The organism is Pseudomonas sp. HR96 (assembly GCF_034059295.1).
In the GTDB taxonomy this organism is placed as follows: domain Bacteria; phylum Pseudomonadota; class Gammaproteobacteria; order Pseudomonadales; family Pseudomonadaceae; genus Aquipseudomonas.
Window position 1 is genome coordinate 1523532 of sequence record NZ_CP139141.1, and the last position, 14840, is coordinate 1538371.

Genomic DNA, 14840 nt, shown 5'->3' on the forward strand with positions numbered 1-14840 from the left:
TCCGGCGCAGACAGGTGAATGGGTGGCCATCATACCCGGCCGAGGCCGTGAGATGTCCTAGGCGCGCTGATCAGAGCGCCCCTGCTGTACCACTTCGATAAACGCCCGCAGCCCGCTCGGCACATGACGATGCCCCGGGTAATACAGAAACAGCCCGGGCACTGGCGGGCACCAGTCGGCCAGCACCGGCACCAGCCGACCCTCGCGCAGGTAAGGCGCCGCAATATGTTCGGCGAGATAGGCGATACCCAGCCCGCGCGCCGCGGCGTCGGCCATGATCTGCGGGTTGTCCAGGGTCAGGTTGCCGGATACATCCAACGTCAGTGCCTGGCCGCGGCGCTCGAATTCCCAACGATAAGGCTTGCCGCTGGGCATGCGAATGCCGATGCAGCGGTGCTGGCGCAGATCGTCCGGCGTCTGCGGCGAGCCATGGGCGGCGAGGTACGCCGGGGCGGCCAGGGCCATGAAACGCATGTCTGCAGTCAAGCGCACCGCGATCATGTCCTGCGGCACCGACTCGCCCAGGCGCACCCCGGCGTCGAAGCCTTCGGCGACGATGTCTACCAGCCGGCCATCGGTCACCAGGTCGATCGCCATATGCGTGAAGCGCGCCAGAAAGCTTGGCACCACTGCTTCCATCAGCACCCGTGCTGCCGGTTCGCTGGCGTTGATGCGCAGGATGCCGCTGGGCAGGTCGCGAAATTCATTGACCTCCTCCAGCGCCAGCTCGAAGCCGCGCAGGAGGGGAGCCGTGCGCGCCACCAGGCGCTCGCCCGCAGCCGTTGGCGCCACGCTGCGAGTGGTGCGGTTGAGCAGGCGCACGCCAAGGTTGGCTTCCAACGTGCGCATCATGTGGCTGAGGGTCGAGGCTGAGAGCCCCAATTCATCTGCCGCCTTGCGAAAGCTGCGATGGGCGACGATCAGGGCCAGAGCCTGCATTTCGGCCAAAGAGGGTTTCAGCTGATTCATGGGTCTATTTCACCAGTGCATCCATGATTCGCTGGATAGTAACAGCAGTGCGGCGGGGCTAGGGTGGAACACTCAATCACCCATTCGAGGACACATCACATGAGCGCCACCTGGCTGATCACGGGCAGCTCGTCGGGCATAGGCCTCGCGCTGGTCGAACAACTGCTGGCCCGCGGCGACCGAGTGGCTGCGACCTTGCGCCGCCCCGACGCGTTGAACGAACTGCAAGCCCGCTACGGCCAGCAGCTGTGGCTTGGGCAACTGGACGTCACCGACCCCGGCGCCGTTCGCCGAGTCATGCGGGAGGCGTTCGCCCACTTCGGGCGCATCGACGTGGTGGTCAGCAACGCAGGCTATGCGCTGTTCGGCGCAGGCGAGGAAGTCACCGACGAGCAGATCGAACAGCAGCTGCAAACCAACCTGATCGGCTCCATCCAGGTCATCCGCGCCTGCCTGCCGCATCTGCGGCAACAGGGCGGCGGCCGGATTCTGCAGGTCTCCTCGGAAGGCGGCCAGCTGGCCTACCCGAATTTCAGCCTTTACCACGCGAGCAAGTGGGGTATCGAGGGCTTCGTCGAGTCGGTGGCTCAGGAAGTGGCGCCGTTTGGTATCGGCATCACCCTGATCGAACCGGGCCCCACCCGTACCCATTTCGGCGCGGCGCTGGTGCGCCCGCCGACAATGCCTGCGTACGAGCACACGCCCGCAGGCGAAGTGCGCCGGGCCGTCGACAGCGGCGCCTTCGGCCTCAAGGGCGACCCGCAGAAGATGGCCCGGGCAATGATCGAAGTCGCCGCCCGGCATCCTGCGCCCAAACGCCTGCTGTTGGGTAGCGATGCCTACGACAGGGTGCACAGCATGCTGACCGAGCGGCTGGCGGCTCTGGAGGGGCAGGAGGCGGTGGCGCGCAGTACCGAGGTGGACGAGTAGGCGCCCGGCCTCAAGGCCGAAGTGGCGCGGCCGCGACGCCAGCCCTCTCGCTCGTCGAGCCCTCGACTGCATCCGCCTGCGATTGGGTACGGTAGCAGGCCTTGGGCACCGCCCAGATGATCAGGGCTACCGCTAGCAGACTGACCAGGCTCAACAGGTACAGCGCCGAGGTGGTCGCCCCCGTCAGGTCGCGCACGCGGCCGATCATGAACGGCGCGATCACCCCGCCCAGCTGCCCCAGCGAGTTGATCAGGGCAATGCCCGCCGCAGCCGCCACTCCGGCGAGAAAGCGCGGTGGAATCGTCCAGAAAATCGGCATCCAGGCGATGATCCCGGCCATGATCATGCTCATCCCCACCATCAGCGGCAGCAATTGCCCCGCCGTCATGGCGCACAGCAGATAACCTGCCGCCGTCAGCAGCGCGCAACCGGCCATGTGCCAGCGCCGCTCGCCGCGGCGGTCCGAGCTGTAGCCCACACACAGGTTGAACACCACTGCAACCAAGTACGGCACCATGGTCAGCCAGCCGATGCTCAGGGTATCGGTGACCCCAGCGCTGCGGATCAGCTGCGGCATCCAGAACAGCAGCCCGGTCAATGCCATGACCAGGCACAGATAGATGGCCGACATCACCCAGGTCGCCGGCTGCCGCCACACCTGGGCAAACGAAGACTTGCCCTGAGGCTTGAAGTCCTGGGCCATGCGGGTCGCCATCAGGCGCTTTTCTTCGAGGTTGAGCCAGGGCGCATCCTCGATGCGATCGGACACCAGCCAGAACACCACGCCACCCAGCACGATCGAAGGCAGTGCCTCCAGCAGAAACAGCCATTTCCAGCCGGCCATGCCCATGGCCCCGTCCAGGTGCCCCAGTACCAGCCCGGCCAACGGCCCGCCGACCACGCCGCACAGGCAGATGGAGCTCTTGAAGTAGCTGTTGACCTGCGCCCGACGATGGCTGGGGTACCACTGGGTAAAGAAATACAGCACCCCCGGGACGAACCCGGCCTCCATCACCCCGATCAGAAACCGCAGTGTGTAGAACCAGAACTCGCTCTGCACGAACATCATGCAGGCCGAGGTAATGCCCCAGCTGACCATGATGCGCGCTATCCAGATCCGCGCGCCCATCCGGTGGAGCAGCACATTGCTCGGCACCTCGAAGAGGAAATAGCCGACAAAGAACAGGCTGGCGCCCAGGCCATAGACGGTGTCACTGAAACCCAGGTCGCTCTGCATCTCCAGCTTGGCGAAGCTGATGTTGACGCGGTCCAGATAGGCGAATAGGAAACACAGGATGAAAATCGGCACAATCCGCCAGTTGACCTTGCGGTACAAGGCGTCTTCCAGAGACTTGGCGTCGGCGGCGGTGGAGGGGGAGACGGGTATGGCCATGTAGCACCTCTTGTTGTTATGGGGTGTCGACAGGGGCCGCCGGTAAGCGGTGGGATGACCATATAGTATTACTATTTTCGGGGCCAGCGTTGGGTGATGGCTGGTGGGAGCGCAGATCGGCGCTACCGCTACCAGTCCTTGAGCCGGGTGCCGTCCATACATTCCTTTACATCAAGATCGATCAACGCGCCCGGCTTCAAACACTCGGCCATTGTCTTGCGTGTCGCGCGGTTTGCCTGGGCTGTGGTCGCGGCGATCTGCTGCTGGTTGTGTCGGGCACCGTCACCGATGGGGCCTGGTGTACCGGCGAGGAAATCGTTGACGGTGTTGCTTACGGTTCTGGAAAACTGCGCCGCCAATGGTTGCACGGCTTCAGCGGCCTGAGTGGGGAGGGGTTTGTGCTGATCGGCCAGCGCAAGGGTGATGACACCCGCGCTGAGCAGCCCGAACACGATGAGGAAGATTTTCATGGGGGAGGCGTCCTGGCCGTTGCCGCTATGCAGAGGGGCCTGGATTTTCGATGACATTCGCCGGCGGCGCAACTGGCTCGACGTCTTCTCGAACAAGCTCGGTACTGCAAGGCCGCTCGGGCTGACACTGGCAGAGATCTGGGAAACACCCATCACTCTTCGGCCTGCGCAAATTTTTAAAACCACGCCGCAAGCGGCCGGTGTCGGATCGACACCTCAACCCCGACCCGCCCAATAATCGATCAACCGGTTCAACAGGATCGCCAGCACGATGATCACCCCGGTGATCGCCATCTGATAGAACGAGCCCAGCCCCAGCAGGTTGAAGATGTTGCGCAGGATCTGCAGCAGCATCACCGCCACGGCCGTGCCCACCACGCTGCCGCGGCCGCCGAACAGGCTGGTGCCGCCGAGCACCACCGCCGCGATCGCGTCGAGCTCCAGGCCCTGGGCGGCGGTGGGTTGGCCGACGTGCAGGCGCGAGGTCATCAGCACGCCGCCCAGGGCAGCCAGCAGCCCGCAGATGGCGAACACCGCGATGGTCACTGCGCGCACCGGCACGCCGGACAGCCGCGCGGCCTCCAGATTGCCGCCGGTGGCCAGCACGTATTCGCCGAAGACCGTGTAGCGCAGCACCAGCCAGGCCACGGCGGTGATGACGATGAACATCAGCCCCAGCACCGGAAAGACGATGCCGTGACTGGGCAGGATGTCGATCATCGCCGAGCCGATGCGGGTGAAACCCTGCGGCAGGCCGCCGATGGGGGCGCCGTCGGAAGCCAGGAAAGTCAGGCCGCGCAGCGACACCAGGCCGGCCAGGGTGACGATGAAGCTGGGCACCTTGCCGAACACCGTGATGCTGCCCATGAAGGTGCCGATTAGCAGGCCGGCCAGCAGGGTGCCAGGCACCGCGAGCCAGCCGCCGACCTGTTGCTGCAGTAACGCAGCGACAATGATGCCGCCAAAGGCGCACAGGCTGCCCACCGACAGGTCGATGTTGGCGGTGAGGATGACGAAGGTCATGCCGATGGCGACGATGCCGACGATAGCGCCTTGCTGGAACAGGTTGGCGATGTTGCTGAAGGTCAGGAAGTCCGGCGACAGAAAAGTCGCCACGGCCACGGCAAACAGGAAGATGAACACGAAGTTGTAGCGCATCACCCAATCGAGCACGGCGTTGCGGCGCAGGGCGGGCAGCAGGGTCGGGCGCTCCAGCGCCGGCAGGCTTTTGCTTGGAATAGTCATGATTCAGGCACTCGCTCCCATCAGGATGGTTTGCTCTATCTGATCGCGGGGGGTGGTGAGGGGGTCGAAGCAGGCGACGTTGCGCCCTTCGTGCATCACCCAGATGCGGTCGCAGTTGACGTACAGTTCGTCCAGTTCGCTGCTGGCCACCAACACCCCGGCGCCTTCTTCGGCCAGCGAGCGGGCCAGGGCGTAGAGGTCGGCCTTGGCGCCGACGTCCAGGCCGCGGCTGGGCTCGTCGAGCAGCAGCAGGCGCGCGCCGTCGATCACCCATTTGGCCATGACCACCTTTTGCTGGTTGCCGCCGGACAGCTGGCGCACCGGCTGTTCGAGGTTGTCGAATTTGGTTTGCAGACGCTTGAGCACCGGCGCGCTGCGCGCTTTGGCGCGGACGTGGGAGAACCAGGTGAGGTGGCGGGTGTGCACCAGCTCGGCGTTGCGGTAGATCGGCGCGTCCAGCAGCAGGCCTTCGCTCTTGCGGCTCTCGGGCACCAGGCCGACCCCGGCGCGGATGGCCTGGCGCGAGGTGCGCGCTGCATAGGGCTGGCCGAACAGCTGCACGTCGCTGGCCACCTTGCTGGCGCCGAACAGACCCTTGAGCAGGCTGCTGCGCCCGGCGCCGTTGAGGCCGGCGAGGCCGACGATTTCGCCCTGGCGCACTTCCAGCTCGCGCACGTCCAGGCCCTGCGCGCCTTGCAGGCGGGTGACGCGCAGGGCCAGGCCCGCTTGCGGCGGCTGGCGTGGGGCGCGTTCGAGCAGCTCGCGGTGTTCGCCGACCACGGCGGCCACCAGCGCGCGGTCGTCGACGTCGGCCAGGTTGACGGTATCCAGGGTGCGGCCGGCGCGCAGCACGGTGACGCGGTCGCCGATCTCGCGGATTTCATTGAGGCGGTGGCTGACGTAGAGCACCGCGACGCCGTCGGCAGTGATTTCGCGGATCACCTGGAACACCCGCTTGAGCTCGGTTTCGTTGAGCGCGGCGGAAGGCTCGTCCATCACCACCACCCGCGCCTCGCAGGTCAGGGCGCGGGCGATGGCGGCCAGTTGCTGATTGGCGATGGACAGTGTCTCGACCCGCGCGGTGGCGCTGAAACCGGCGCCGACCCGCGCCAGCGCCGCCTTGACCCGGGCGCGCCGGGCGGCCTTGGCGATGAGACCAAAGCGCTGCGGGGTGTAGCCGAGCATCAGGTTCTCCTCGACGGTCATCTGCCCGACCAGATCGAGCTCCTGGTAGATCATGGCGATGCCGGCGCTGCGGGCCTGCTGTGGGTTCTTGAGTTCGACGCTGCGCCCGCCGACGAACATTTCACCATTGTCCGGACGATGGGCGCCGGCGACGATCTTCAGCAGGGTGCTCTTGCCCGCGCCGTTGGCGCCGAGCAGGCAGTGCACTTCGCCGGCGCGCAGGGTCAGGCTGGCGTCGGTCAGGGCAATCACGTTGGGCGGGAAGCGCTTGGACAGGTGACGGATGTCCAGGGCCAATTGTTCGGGCGCGATCATGAGGCGGCTCCCAGCAGAAAATGCGCGGTGGCTTGGTCGGTGGCCAGCACGTTGGCGTAGCCGGCGCGCAGGCAGGCCAGCACCACGGCATGTTTGGCCGCGCCGACGCACACGGCGATGGACCAGGCCTTGTCGCGCAGTGCCTGCGGGTGCAGGCCAAGGGTGCGCTGGTCGAGTTCGGGCATTACCACCTGGCCATCGGCGCCGATGAAGCGGCCCATGATGTCGCCCACGGCGCCGCGCCGGGCCAGTTCGGCCAGCAGCGCTTCATCGATATAGCCGCTCTCCAGCAGTACCGAGCGCTGGCTCAGTTCACCGAGGCTGAAGCAGGCGACCGGCGCCTTTTGCCCCAGTTGCAGCACGCTGGCGATGATCGGGTCCTGCTCCAGCGCCTCGCGGGTGTGGGCGCTGCCAAGGATGGCTGGCACCGGCAGCAGGGTGGCCTGGCCGCGCGCGGCCTGGGCGAAGCGTTCGGCGACGTTGTGGCTGGGCTCGCCGACCGATCGGGTATTGATCGCGCCGTTGAGCAGCACCACATTGAGCGCCTCGTTCCAGCGCGGGGTCAGCCACTGGGCCATCTTGGTCAGGGTGCGGCCCCACGACACGCCGATCAGGTCGGGCGCCGGCTGCAGGTTGCACAGGTAGCGCGCGGCCATCTGGGTCACGCTGTTCAGCGCGCTGGCGTCTTCGTTGTCGGCCACCACCAGCGCTTCACGCAGGCCGTAGCGGCGCTGCAACTGGGCCTCCAGGTGCGGCAGGCGGGTGGAGCGGGCAACGATTTCGATGCGCACCACGCCGCTGTCGCGGGCGTCGCGCAGCAGGCGGCTGACCTGCCAGCGGGTCAGGCCGGTTTCGCGGGCGATATCGCTCTGGTTCTTCTCCAGGTCGTAATACAGCTTGGCCACCTGCACCATCAGGTCCTCGCGCTGGCTCTCGCTGGGCAGGCGCGGGGCCAGGCCCGATTGCTCGCCGGTGTGGTCGTCGAAGGTCGGGGAGGTGTTCATGCGGCAGGCCTCCGGGTGCCGACGCTGCTCGGCGCTGGCCGGCAGCTGATGGGCGCGACGCTCTGGGTGGCGTCGCGGTAGCGGCCGAGCAGCTCGACATAGCAGTCGTGGGCGTGGGGGTCGGGCTCGATCAGCTTGCCGACGGTGGTGAAGTCGGTGGCGGCCTCCTGCAAGGTGGCGAACTCGCCCAGCGCGCAGGCGGCAGCGGCGGCGGTGCCGATCAGGGTGAGGTTGTCGTGGGCGACCATCTCGAAGGGCACGCCGGTGGCGTCGACCGTGGCCTGCAGCCACAGCGGGTTGTTCTGGAAACCGCCGGCGGCCACCACCCGGGTGATCTCGATGCCTTGAGCGCGCCAGGTGTGAAAGATGTTCGCCGAGCCCAGGGCGATGGCCTCCACCGAGGCGCGGTAGAGGTCGTGGCGGTCGTGGTTGAGCGACAGGCCCATGATTGCCCCGCGCATGTCCGGCGCGCGGTAGGGGGTGCGGTTGCCCATCCAGTAGTCGAGCACCAGCAGGCCGGTGGCGCCGGGTTTGAGTGCCATGGCGCGCTGGATGAGTTGTTGATGGCCGGCGGCGTCGAGGCCGAACATCTTCTGCGCCAGCCAGTTGAGGATCGAGCCGGCGGACACCTGGCCGCCCTCCATCAGCCAATGGCCGTCGAGCAAGGCGTCGGGGTAGGGCCCCCAGATGCCGGGCACGTCGATGCGCTCGGGGGTGTGCATCAACTGCACCACCGAGGTCCCGCCGATGAACAGCAGTTCGCCGGCGCCGGTGGTGCCAGCGCTGAGCATGGCCATGTGCGCGTCGATGCCGCCCTGGGCGACCAGGGTGTCACGGGTGAGCCCCAGGTGGTTGGCGGCATCGCCGCTGAGCGGAGCTATCCTGCCGCCCACGGCGATCACTTCGGGCGGCAGCTTGTCGGCCAGCTCCGGGATGCCCAGTTGTTCGTACAGCTCCACGGGGAAACGCTGGCGCTGGGTGTCGTAGTTCCACTTGCAGCTGGCGTTCAGACGCGAGGCGACCCAACGCCCGGTGAGCTTGAAGTTGAGCCAGTCCACCGCTTCGCAGATATGCGCAGCAGCGGCGTACACCTGCGGCTCGTGGCGCGCCAGCCACATGGCCTTGGGCACCAGCCATTCCACGGCATCGCCGCCGGGGTTCATCATGGGGTGTGCGGTTTGCGCGGTGCGGGTGGATTCGGCGCCGGCGCGGCAGTCCATCCATAACAGGGCCGGGCGCAGCGGCCGGCCGTCGGCACCGGCGGCCACCACAGTGGACGCCGTGGTCGCCACGCACACCGCCGCCACCGCAGGGTGGCCGGCCGCCGCCATCAACTGCCGGCAGGCGCTGCCCAGGGCCGACCACCACTGGTCAGGGTCCTGCTCGGCCCAGCCCAACTCGGGGTAGCTCGTGGCATAAGGGGCTTCTGCCACCTGCACCAGCTTGTGGCTGTGCAGGTCGTACAGCCCGGCGCGCACGCCACCGGTTCCGAAGTCCAGCCCCAGCAATAACGTCATGCCGTCCTCCTGCGTCTGAGTCGACGCTTCTTGTTGTCAGGGTGCCGCCTGCTCGCGCCTCGCTCAGGGGCGGAAGATCACCTTGGCCGCCACTTCCTTGCGCTCGGCGTAGCGGCGGAACATGTCCGGCAGCTCGCTGAGGGGCAGGTCGTGGGTGATCATGAACTGCCACTTCAATTCACCGGACGCCAGCTTGTCGATCGAGGCGGTCCACTCGTCTCCCGGAAACGGCGCCGAGAAGGAGTTCCAGGCGCCGTGCAGGGAAATTTCCTGGCGCAGGAAGTGCGAGAAGGTCGCGGTGCTGATGGCCACATCCGTGACCGGAATGCCGATGAACACCACGTGGCCGCCCGACTTGGTCAGCTGCACCGCCTGGTTGATGGAACTGGGGTGCCCGGCCGCCTCGATCACCACCTGGCAGCGCGGCAGCTCGGTGTCCAGCGCGCCGCTCAACAGGGTCAGGGTGGCACCGGCTTCGCGGGCCATGGCCAGCTTCTCCTCGGCGATGTCGATGGCGACGATGTCCTTGGCCCCCATCAATTTAAGCCACTGAATCGCGAACAGGCCAATGGGCCCGCAACCGACCACGGCGCCGTTCTGCCCGGCCTTGAAATCGGTCTTCCAGAGGGCGTGCAAGGCGATGGCGGCCGGGTCCACCAGCGAGGCGGCGATCGGGTCCATGCCGGCTGGCACCTTGATCAGATTGCTCAGCGGCACGTTGACGAACTCGGCGTAGGCGCCGTCGCGGCGGCTGCCGAAGTAGTCGTATTGCTCCGAGCGCGATGGAAACCCGCGTTGGTACTGGTCGCTGGAAACGTCGGGAATCATCGGCGGCACGGTCACCAGCTCGCCGATGCTGTAGCCCTCGACACCGGCGCCGATCTGCTCGATAAAACCGGCGAACTCGTGCCCGCAGATCAGCGGCATGCGGTGCGCGCCTTTGCTCAGCATGCGCGGGATGTCCGACCCGCAGACCCCGCAGGCGACCACGCGAATCAACGCATGGCCGGGTTTGACTTCAGGTTTGGCGACTTCTTCGACGCGGATGTCACCTGGCTGGTACATGACGGCAGCTTTCACGATAGATCCCCTTGCTTTGAGATGGGCGGCGGATTGTCCGTAGCCATGAACTGGGTTACTGACCGCCTGGCCGGTACTCGCCGAACGTGGCCGTGTGCGGCACCTGGGCGACATTGGCCTTGGTCAGCAGCGCGGTGCCGGCGTCGACGAAGGTCGGTACCGATTGCTTGGCCACCACCTTGCGCGCGGTGTCGATGGCGGTCTGGCCAAGGAAGGTCGGGTCGTTGAGCGCCGTGGCCACGTACTGGTCGCCGTTGGCGATGGCATTGATGGCCTCGGACAGGCCGTCGACGCCGGCCACCAGCACGTCCTTGCGGCCGCGCTCGTCCAACACCTGCAGGGCGCCCATGGCCATGTCGTCGTTGTGCGCGAACACCGCCTTGACCTTGGGGTGGGCCTGCAGCAGGTCCTGCATGGCGGTCACCGCGTTGGCACGCATGTATTCGCTGTAGGGGCCGTCGATGATCTTGAACGGGGTGCCGGCGAACGCCGTGTGGAAACCCTTGCGCCGCTGCTGCATCACCGTGCCGCCGGCGTCGCCCTGGATCTCGATGATCTCGCCGTCGCTGATGTTTTTCGCTTTCAGCGCCGCCAGCAGGGCGCCACCGGACAGCTCGCCCATCTTCACGTTGTCGCGGCCGATGGTGGTGGCGACCGTGCCATTGATCGCGCGGTCTACGGCGATCACCGGCACGCCCTTGGCGTTGGCGGCATCCAGGGAGGCGCCGACCGAGTCGGGGTTGACCGGATCGATGATCAGCACGTCGACCTTCTGCGTCAGCAGGTCCTGGATGTCATTGTTCTGTTTGCTGATGTCACCGTTGGCGTCGAGAAAGATCAGCGTGTCGCCACCCTGGGCGGCCGCAGCCTTGGCGCCGTCACGCAGTTGCACATAGAAGGGCGATTGCAGGGTGACCTGGCTGAAGCCGATCTTCAGGTCCTTGGCCTGGGCGGGCAGGCTGCCCAGGGCGGTGGCGGCGATGGCGATGGCCAAGGCGGTTTTGTGACGGGCGAACAGACGGGCGAGCAGCATGATGAAGTCCTGTTTTTATTGTTGTTCGGAATTCTTGGCGGCCTCGATGGGCGCCACCAGATGTGACTGCACATCACATTTGAGAGCTGAGACTAGTCCTCGCCCTCGGCAGGGTCAAGGCAGTTTTGTGAAAATATTCACACGATATCTTGACGGAAATCTTAAGGTCCAGGCTTTCTGTCCCGATAAACGTTGAGCGATATCAAGCCTTGAAAATACTCGTGTTACTTTTATAACATTGGTGCTATAAATTTCTCAGCGTCGTCATTCTCAAGATCAAGCTTTTGGAGCCTTCACCATGACCACCCCTCACAGCCCTTATGCGGCCTATATCGACCACACGGTGCTGGCCGCCGATGCTTCCCAGGCCAGCGTGCGCCGGCTGTGCGAGGAAGCCATCGAATTGGGTTTCAAATCGGTATGCGTCAACAGCGCCAACGTGCCGCTGGCCGCCGAATGCCTGCGCGGCCAGGCGCCGCTGGTGTGCTCGGTGGTGGGCTTCCCGCTGGGCGCCGGCTTGAGCGCCGCCAAGGCTTTCGAAGCGCGCGCGGCGATTGCCGCCGGAGCCGGCGAAATCGACATGGTGCTGAACATCGGCTGGCTCAAGGACGGCCTGCTCGACCAGGTGCGCGCCGACATCGCCGAGGTATTGCAGGCCTGCGGTGACGTACCCTTGAAAGTGATTCTGGAAACCTGCCTGCTCGACGAAACGCAAAAGGTCCAGGCCTGCGAAATCTGCAGGGACCTGAGCGTGGCGTTCGTGAAAACATCGACCGGCTTCAGCAGCGGCGGGGCAACGGTCGAAGACGTGCAGCTGATGCGCCGGGTGGTCGGACCATCGATGGGCGTCAAGGCTTCGGGCGGGGTTCGCAGTGCCGAAACGGCGCAGGCAATGATCGAGGCGGGGGCTACACGATTGGGTTCAAGTTCCGGCGTAACGATCGTCAAGGCCGAGACGGCGGTAGCTGACGGATACTGATCACTGGCGATACCCGTACAGCATCAACACGCATCCCGGACAACCTTGCCCCGGGATGCGTGTCGTCGAGATCAACCATTCTGGCAGTTCACATCACCGGCCGCGAACGCCTTGTAGTTCAGGGTATGAGTCACGCCCGTGCTGTCCTGATACTTCAGGTGAGTACCGACCGGGTTGCAGCCACCGCCGTTGTCGGCATCATGGGTCAGGCTGATCACCTTGGCGATGTCCAGATGCTGCCCGGCGCTGACCTGGCCTGCGTCGGTCAAGCCGTTCTTGCTGTTGCCCTGGGCCGAAGCAAAGGCGCTGAAGAGCATCAGGGTGGCGATCATGGCGTATTTCATGGGGTGTTCCTCTTTCGATAAGGGTTTGAAGTTGGGGGTCAGTGGTTGGCCTCTGGTGTTCATTATCGGGAAGTGGGTGAATGCCGGGAAATTCACTGTGGGAATAGTGTGCATTGGTGGAAGTGATGGTAATGGGGTGAACTTGGGCGCTGACGCGCAGGAGCCGGCTCGTCGCGATAGGCCCACAGCCGGTTTGAAGCCTGGTCAAAGGCCAGGCAGCCAACCATTCTGTCGTCTACTCCAGCCATCGGTGGTGGGCGTTCAAGCCATAGAACATCACCAATGAAGCGATGATCAAACTGGTCCAGAAATGAATGATCAGGGTTCTTCTGAAAGGCGCTGGCAAGTGATCCGTCTGTGCAATTTCAGAGCGGCCCAGTCTCCTGCGCAAGCTGCTGAATACCACGCAGCCCATCAGCTCACCCATCAAGATCAACTTCCCACGGCTACCGCTGGCATGGGGCGTTCGTTTGATACAGCCTGACCGCTGACTCATGATCTGAAGTGCATCGTCGAGTTGGGTGTGCACGGTGTAGAGCATCATTCCCAACGAGATGAACATGCCGCCGAATGCCAGGCATCCGGTTATCAGGAGAAAGGTTTCGGTGGGGGTCATTGGCGCTTTCCGATGAGTGAGACTCAGCAGACTAGAGAGGCGAGGACAGGGCTTCTATAGGACTTTTCTGAAGATGAGGGGCAGGCTTGTTCGCAGCCCAGGCGACAGGGTTCGTCGCCAAGCTCGGATTTGAATGTGGGAGCGGGCGCAGCCCGCGAGAGGCCGCAGGCCGGTTTCAAGCCTTTCGCTCAGAGCTCAGGCCCCGCGTAACTGCACCGGCCGCCGATAAACCCTCTACACCGACCGCTTCCCAAAGCACTGCGGATACCCCACACACCCCCAAAACTGCCCACCCGCGTTCGCCCCGCGTCGCGCCGTGCGCAACACCATCGCCGACTGAGCGCCAAGCCTTGCGGCTAGCCAATGCCAGGGCCCGAGGCCCGACTCGGGCAGGCGGCCCCAGCCTCGTCCGACGACTCAGCCAAACAACCGCGCCGAAGCCTTCCACCAACCTGCCACCTTCGACGAAGGCTGCCCGTGCCGGATCTCCGGGCTATCCAGCATTTGCGGCAAATCCCGCATCCGCATCCACGGCTCGTTCTGCCAATGCAGCAGGCGCAACCGCAGCCCTGGCCACTGCATCACGCTGACGCTGGGCGCCGACTCATTGGCCGGCAGCTGGGCATCGCGGATCACCGCAATCACCTCGTGGGTCAGCCAGCGCCGCAGGCTGCGGTTTTCCGGCACGTGGTGATGGACGAGCAAGGAGTAGGCGCCAGACTCGCTGACCATCAGGGTGTCGTGGTACTCGCCGTACTGGAGAAGACAGAGGGTACGGGTCTGGTCGGCGTCGAGTTTGCGCAGGGCGTGTGCATCGAGATAGCGACCCATCAGGCGACCCAGGTCGCGGGCGTGAAACCAGGCCTGGGATTCGAGCCATAGGGTGTGCAGGGGGCGGTTGTGGCGGGTGAAGAGGGTGGGGGTTTGGGGGTTAGGCATGGGGGGCCTCCGGTATCCAGGAGATCCTGGCTGCGAAGGTGGTTGGGTTGAGGGGCCAATGCGTGAACGGCAGGCAGCTTTTTGACATGTCCTTGATCCTCTGGTCGCTTCTTAGGGCGTTGATTGGGTGTCGGGAGCTAAGAAACTCACCAGAGACGAGCCGGACATATTTCCCTTTCGGGTCTTGTATTCGCCCACTCCCGACATAACGAGGATTTCTGTGGGCGAATGATAGCCGCTGGCACAGGAAAGCCGCAGGATGTCGGGTGCGGATGGCCGCTCTGGGGATGCGTTTCTTAGGCGCCAAAGCAGCGTAGGGAAAGGCAAGGGGCAAGGCAATGATGGCGCTTGTAGGACATTTCTGAAAAATGGTGCAGGTCTATTTCGAGGGTTTCCCCGACAGCGCTGCCCGCTGCTGTTCTAGCTGGTCCGAAAGCTTCTCCAACGCCTGGCTGTCTTCCTTGAGCTGACATTCCCAAATAATCAGCACGTTCCATCCGCTGGCTTCCAACGCTTGAATGTTGTTGAGATCGCGCTCTACGTTTTTCAGGAATTTGTCATTCCAGAATTCTGCTCGGGTTTTGGGTGTGGTCGCATAGCGGCACCCCACGTGGCGGTGCCAAAAGCAACCGTGTACGAACAGGCAGGTCCTGAGCTTGGGCAGTACCACATCGGGGTTGCCAGGGAGATCCTTGCGGTGAAGCCGGAAACGGTAGCCGTTTGCGTGCAGGAAGCTTCTTACCAGCAGTTCAGGTTTGGTGTTCTTCCCGCGTATCCCTGACATCATCCGTGAGCGGGTAGCTGGATCGACTACATCCATT

General features: G+C 64.7%; 15 protein-coding genes. 2 read left to right on the top strand and 13 right to left on the bottom strand.

Translation table 11 applies throughout. The features are described 5' to 3' along the window. Positions 1-57: 57 nt before the first annotated feature. Complete coding sequence (locus SFA35_RS07225; protein ID WP_320576676.1) at positions 58-969, bottom strand: LysR family transcriptional regulator; 912 nt, start codon at positions 967-969, stop codon at positions 58-60. A 99-nt stretch (positions 970-1068) separates the two neighbouring features. Here SFA35_RS07225 and SFA35_RS07230 point away from each other — a divergent pair, with 99 nt between their 5' ends. Next, a complete protein-coding gene (locus tag SFA35_RS07230; RefSeq protein WP_320576678.1) occupies positions 1069-1899 on the top strand; it encodes an SDR family oxidoreductase in 831 nt (276 codons plus the stop codon). 10 nt (positions 1900-1909) lie between these two features. On the opposite strand, the gene SFA35_RS07235 is transcribed toward SFA35_RS07230, so the two are convergent. From SFA35_RS07235 to SFA35_RS07270, 8 genes are all read right to left on the bottom strand, one after another. Next, a complete protein-coding gene (locus tag SFA35_RS07235) occupies positions 1910-3292 on the bottom strand; it encodes an MFS transporter (RefSeq protein ID WP_320576680.1) in 1383 nt (460 codons plus the stop codon). A 128-nt stretch (positions 3293-3420) separates the two neighbouring features. Further along, positions 3421-3762, bottom strand: a complete 342-nt coding sequence (locus SFA35_RS07240; protein WP_320576682.1) for a hypothetical protein — start codon at positions 3760-3762, stop codon at positions 3421-3423. 216 nt (positions 3763-3978) lie between these two features. Beyond that, a complete protein-coding gene (locus tag SFA35_RS07245; protein ID WP_320576686.1) occupies positions 3979-5007 on the bottom strand; it encodes an ABC transporter permease subunit in 1029 nt (342 codons plus the stop codon). Positions 5008-5010: 3 nt separating this feature from the next. Beyond that, positions 5011-6507 carry a sugar ABC transporter ATP-binding protein gene (locus SFA35_RS07250; RefSeq protein WP_320576688.1) on the bottom strand — a complete coding sequence of 499 codons (1497 nt, stop codon included), beginning with the start codon at positions 6505-6507 and terminating at the stop codon, positions 5011-5013. Beyond that, the gene (locus tag SFA35_RS07255) at positions 6504-7511 is read right to left on the bottom strand and encodes a sugar-binding transcriptional regulator (RefSeq protein ID WP_320576690.1); all 1008 of its coding nucleotides are present in this window, start codon (positions 7509-7511) and stop codon (positions 6504-6506) included. Before SFA35_RS07255 ends, SFA35_RS07250 begins: the two co-directional genes overlap by 4 nt. Then, entirely contained in the window at positions 7508-9028 is a 1521-nt protein-coding gene (locus tag SFA35_RS07260; RefSeq protein WP_320576692.1) for an FGGY-family carbohydrate kinase, read from the bottom strand. The genes SFA35_RS07255 and SFA35_RS07260 overlap by 4 nt, the downstream gene beginning before the upstream one ends. A gap of 63 nt (positions 9029-9091) precedes the next feature. Further along, positions 9092-10108: a galactitol-1-phosphate 5-dehydrogenase gene (locus SFA35_RS07265; protein ID WP_320576694.1), complete on the bottom strand. Its 1017-nt coding sequence runs from the start codon at positions 10106-10108 to the stop codon at positions 9092-9094. Positions 10109-10163: 55 nt separating this feature from the next. Next, positions 10164-11141 carry a substrate-binding domain-containing protein gene (locus tag SFA35_RS07270; protein ID WP_320576696.1) on the bottom strand — a complete coding sequence of 326 codons (978 nt, stop codon included), beginning with the start codon at positions 11139-11141 and terminating at the stop codon, positions 10164-10166. Positions 11142-11439: 298 nt separating this feature from the next. Here SFA35_RS07270 and deoC point away from each other — a divergent pair, with 298 nt between their 5' ends. Further along, a complete protein-coding gene (gene deoC / locus SFA35_RS07275) occupies positions 11440-12120 on the top strand; it encodes a deoxyribose-phosphate aldolase (RefSeq protein WP_320576698.1) in 681 nt (226 codons plus the stop codon). A 71-nt stretch (positions 12121-12191) separates the two neighbouring features. On the opposite strand, the gene SFA35_RS07280 is transcribed toward deoC, so the two are convergent. From SFA35_RS07280 to SFA35_RS07295, 4 genes are all read right to left on the bottom strand, one after another. Beyond that, positions 12192-12464, bottom strand: coding sequence for a DUF2790 domain-containing protein (locus tag SFA35_RS07280; protein WP_320576700.1), 273 nt, complete (start codon positions 12462-12464; stop codon positions 12192-12194). 235 nt (positions 12465-12699) lie between these two features. Beyond that, the gene (locus SFA35_RS07285) at positions 12700-13080 is read right to left on the bottom strand and encodes a hypothetical protein (protein WP_320576702.1); all 381 of its coding nucleotides are present in this window, start codon (positions 13078-13080) and stop codon (positions 12700-12702) included. Positions 13081-13497: 417 nt separating this feature from the next. Next, positions 13498-14019, bottom strand: a complete 522-nt coding sequence (locus tag SFA35_RS07290) for a Bro-N domain-containing protein (RefSeq protein ID WP_320576704.1) — start codon at positions 14017-14019, stop codon at positions 13498-13500. A gap of 379 nt (positions 14020-14398) precedes the next feature. Beyond that, the gene (locus tag SFA35_RS07295; protein WP_320576707.1) at positions 14399-14839 is read right to left on the bottom strand and encodes a very short patch repair endonuclease; all 441 of its coding nucleotides are present in this window, start codon (positions 14837-14839) and stop codon (positions 14399-14401) included. Between the last annotated feature and the right edge of the window lies 1 nt (position 14840).

Excerpts from the sequence above, each read along its gene's own strand:
- SFA35_RS07225 (WP_320576676.1), bottom strand. The coding sequence starts at position 969 with ATGAATCAGCTGAAACCCTCTTTGGCCGAAATGCAGGCTCTGGCCCTG.
- SFA35_RS07230 (WP_320576678.1), top strand. The coding sequence starts at position 1,069 with ATGAGCGCCACCTGGCTGATCACGGGCAGCTCGTCGGGCATAGGCCTC.
- SFA35_RS07235 (WP_320576680.1), bottom strand. The coding sequence starts at position 3,292 with ATGGCCATACCCGTCTCCCCCTCCACCGCCGCCGACGCCAAGTCTCTG.
- SFA35_RS07240 (WP_320576682.1), bottom strand. The coding sequence starts at position 3,762 with ATGAAAATCTTCCTCATCGTGTTCGGGCTGCTCAGCGCGGGTGTCATC.
- SFA35_RS07245 (WP_320576686.1), bottom strand. The coding sequence starts at position 5,007 with ATGACTATTCCAAGCAAAAGCCTGCCGGCGCTGGAGCGCCCGACCCTG.
- SFA35_RS07250 (WP_320576688.1), bottom strand. The coding sequence starts at position 6,507 with ATGATCGCGCCCGAACAATTGGCCCTGGACATCCGTCACCTGTCCAAG.
- SFA35_RS07255 (WP_320576690.1), bottom strand. The coding sequence starts at position 7,511 with ATGAACACCTCCCCGACCTTCGACGACCACACCGGCGAGCAATCGGGC.
- SFA35_RS07260 (WP_320576692.1), bottom strand. The coding sequence starts at position 9,028 with ATGACGTTATTGCTGGGGCTGGACTTCGGAACCGGTGGCGTGCGCGCC.
- SFA35_RS07270 (WP_320576696.1), bottom strand. The coding sequence starts at position 11,141 with ATGCTGCTCGCCCGTCTGTTCGCCCGTCACAAAACCGCCTTGGCCATC.
- deoC (WP_320576698.1), top strand. The coding sequence starts at position 11,440 with ATGACCACCCCTCACAGCCCTTATGCGGCCTATATCGACCACACGGTG.
- SFA35_RS07280 (WP_320576700.1), bottom strand. The coding sequence starts at position 12,464 with ATGAAATACGCCATGATCGCCACCCTGATGCTCTTCAGCGCCTTTGCT.
- SFA35_RS07285 (WP_320576702.1), bottom strand. The coding sequence starts at position 13,080 with ATGACCCCCACCGAAACCTTTCTCCTGATAACCGGATGCCTGGCATTC.
- SFA35_RS07290 (WP_320576704.1), bottom strand. The coding sequence starts at position 14,019 with ATGCCTAACCCCCAAACCCCCACCCTCTTCACCCGCCACAACCGCCCC.
- SFA35_RS07295 (WP_320576707.1), bottom strand. The coding sequence starts at position 14,839 with ATGGATGTAGTCGATCCAGCTACCCGCTCACGGATGATGTCAGGGATA.